This is a genomic window from Citricoccus sp. (assembly GCF_035445025.1).
Lineage (GTDB): Bacteria > Actinomycetota > Actinomycetes > Actinomycetales > Micrococcaceae > Citricoccus.
In genome coordinates this window covers 3,089-4,793 of the sequence record NZ_DAOMPX010000102.1, presented here as the reverse complement: position 1 = coordinate 4,793, position 1,705 = coordinate 3,089, and the positions used below count along the sequence as shown (strand labels likewise).

The following is a 1,705-nucleotide window of genomic DNA, read 5'->3' as shown; positions in this document are numbered from 1 at the left end:
CCACAGCGACATGACACGGAAAACTCATTCCCGGGGCATAGAATCCACCGTGATGAGCAGATTATTCGGAACTGACGGCGTCCGCGGCCTGGCCAACGGAGAGCTGACCGTCGAACTGGCAATGCAACTGTCCCAGGCCGCCGCCGCGGTCCTCGGGCACGAGGTGTCGGCCGGCCGACGGCCGACCGCGGTGGTGGCCCGGGACCCCCGGATCAGCGGCGAGTTCCTGAACGCCGCCGTGCAGGCGGGACTGGCCAGCGCCGGCGTCGACGTCTATGACGCCGGCGTGCTGCCCACCCCGGCCGCGGCCTTCCTCGTGGGGGACCTGGACGCGGACTTCGGGGTGATGATCTCCGCCTCGCACAACCCGGCCCCGGACAACGGCATCAAGTTCCTGGCCCGCGGCGGTGAGAAGCTCACCGACGACCAGGAGGACGCGATCGTCCGGCAGATGGACCGCGCCCCGCTGCGGCCCACGGGGGCCGACGTCGGGCGGATCCAGCGGTTCGCGGACGCCGAGGACCGGTACGTGATCCACCTGCTGAAGTCCCTGCCGAACCGGCTGGACGGGCTGAAGGTCGTGCTGGACTGCGCCCACGGCGCCGCGGCCGGCTGCTCCCCGCAGGCGTTCAAGGACGCCGGCGCGGACATCGTGGTGATCGGTGCCGATCCGGACGGGATCAACATCAACGACGGCTACGGCTCCACGCACCTGCAGAACCTGCAGCAGGCCGTGATCGAGCACGGGGCGGACTTCGGCATCGCCCATGACGGCGACGCCGACCGGTGCCTGGCCGTGGACGCCACCGGCACCGTGGTGGACGGGGACCAGATCATGGGCATCATGGCCGTGGCCCTCAAGGAGGCCGGCCGGCTCAAGGACGACACCCTGGTGGTCACCGTCATGAGCAACCTGGGGCTGAAGCTGGCCATGCAGCGCGAGGGCGTGCGCCTGGTGGAGACCAAGGTGGGCGACCGGTACGTGCTGGCCGGGATGAAGCACGGGTCCTACTCCCTGGGCGGCGAGCAGTCCGGCCACGTCATCTTCGCCGACTACGCCACCACCGGGGACGGGGTGCTCACCGGCCTGCAGCTCGGGGCCCGGCTCGCCGCCACCGGCAAGACGCTCGCCGAGCTCGCCCAGGTCATGCAGCGGATGCCGCAGGTGCTGGTCAACGTCAAGGGCGTGGACAAGTCCCGCACGGGCCTGGACGCCGAGGTCCAGGCCGCCGTCGCCGACGCCGAGGCCCGCCTGGGTGCCTCCGGCCGCGTGCTGCTGCGCCCCTCGGGCACCGAGCCCGTGGTCCGGGTGATGGTGGAGGCCGAGCACGAGGACGTCGCCCGCCGCGAGGCCGAGGACCTGGCCACCATCGTCAAGCGCGAACTCGCCCTGTCCTGAGCGGCCCCGGCGCCGGGTATGAGCAGGGCATGACCACCGAGCAGGAACCGACCGCACCGGACGGGGATCCGTCCGGGGAGGACCGTGACCTCGAGGAGGCGGTGTCCGAGGAGCTGTCGCCGGAGGAGGCCACCCCGCGCCTCAGCAAGGTGCTGCTGTTCCTGGGCGTCCTGGCCGCCGGGGCGGTCATGATCGTCATGGTCCTCTTCGCCATGACCCTGCCGACCTGCGAGGACCCGGACCGCGACTGGATCCCCTGCATCGGTCCCTGACACTGCCGTGACCTCATCAGGCCCCGGTCAGGCC

Annotated in this window: 2 protein-coding genes; both read left to right on the top strand. The window is 71.3% G+C overall.

The window, feature by feature from the left end; all coding sequences use genetic code 11:
- Window positions 1-52: 52 nt before the first annotated feature.
- The gene (glmM, locus tag PLJ28_RS14870; RefSeq protein ID WP_298044685.1) at window positions 53-1,399 is read left to right on the top strand and encodes a phosphoglucosamine mutase; all 1,347 of its coding nucleotides are present in this window, start codon (window positions 53-55) and stop codon (window positions 1,397-1,399) included.
- A 29-nt stretch (window positions 1,400-1,428) separates the two neighbouring features.
- Entirely contained in the window at window positions 1,429-1,671 is a 243-nt protein-coding gene (locus tag PLJ28_RS14865) for a hypothetical protein (protein ID WP_298044683.1), read from the top strand.
- Window positions 1,672-1,705 lie beyond the last annotated feature (34 nt).

Excerpts from the sequence above, each read along its gene's own strand:
- PLJ28_RS14865 (WP_298044683.1), top strand. The coding sequence starts at position 1,429 with ATGACCACCGAGCAGGAACCGACCGCACCGGACGGGGATCCGTCCGGG.
- glmM (WP_298044685.1), top strand. The coding sequence starts at position 53 with ATGAGCAGATTATTCGGAACTGACGGCGTCCGCGGCCTGGCCAACGGA.